The following is a 1,202-nucleotide window of genomic DNA, read 5'->3' as shown; positions in this document are numbered from 1 at the left end:
GGAGAATTCAATAACCTAACGCAACAAATGATAAATTTTATCTTTGTTGAATTATGAAAAAAACGTACAAGCGAATTAATCTAAATGAGCGCATAATTATTGAGACTTTACTACTTGAAAAAAAGTCAAAAAGTTACATATCCAAGCACTTAAAACGTGCTCCTTCTACCATAACAAATGAGTTAAAAAAATGGCTTATTAAACCTACCGATACCTACAATGCGCAACTTGCACATTGGTATGCTACGGAAGTCAACTCAACTAAAAGGACACAAGACAAAATAAACACTCACAAAAGACTTAAATTATATGTCTATAGAGGCTTATTAAACGGTTATAGTCCAGATCAAATAGCAGGAAGTATTAAGCTTTTATATCCAAATGACTCTATTATGTCGATATCCTATGAAGCTATTTATCAGCATATTTACAGACATCGACAATCAACATTAGGCAAAAAACTCATTAGGCTACTTCCCTATCATCATCACAAGAGAAGAGCCAATAGAAAGTTCGGTAAAAACAGAATCCGAATCAAAGATCAAGTCAGCATCGAACAAAGACCACATCACATTCAACATCGAGAAGAAGTAGGACATTGGGAAGGAGATTTAATGATTGGTGTAGGTCAAAAAAGTGCTATTGCAACCAATGTAGAGAGAAAAACAAGATATACTTTTATTATGAAAATTGACAATAGAAAATCTAAAACCGTAACAAAAGCTTTTGCTGAATCTTTAAACACACTGCCTAATTATATCAGAAAATCAATGACTTATGATAACGGAATGGAAATGGCTAATCATAAATGGCTAACGGATAAAACAGGAATGGATATTTATTTTGCTCATCCCTATTCCTCCTGGGAACGTGGAACCAACGAAAACACAAATGGATTAATCAGACGCTTTTTTCCTAAAGGAACTGACTTTAATACGATAACTCTAAAACAAATAAAAGAAGCCGAATATAAACTCAATAATAGACCCAGAAAGGTGCTTGGATACAAAACTCCAAACCAAATGATGCAAGAAGAAATACAGACAAAATCGGTATCCAGTAAGGCAAATTCGGAGATAACTTTTGGCTCCTTAAAAAGCCAAAAAAGTTATTCTGAATTTGACGCCAAAATGCAACAAAAAAACTAACTTTGAATAACTAACTAATTAATGGACTTGTTGCGATAGGTCCTTGAATCCGCC

The 1,202-nt window shown here is 33.5% G+C and carries 1 pseudogene; it reads left to right on the top strand.

Going from position 1 to position 1,202, the window contains the following annotated elements:
* Window positions 1-53 precede the first annotated feature (53 nt).
* Window positions 54-1,040 (top strand): annotated as a pseudogene (locus AC4PRO_RS18125) (IS30 family transposase); the annotation flags it as partial.
* Window positions 1,041-1,202: the final 162 nt, after the last annotated feature.

This window comes from Flavobacterium sp. DW-iso2, assembly GCF_058725285.1.
This window is presented reverse-complemented; position numbering and strand designations above follow the sequence as displayed.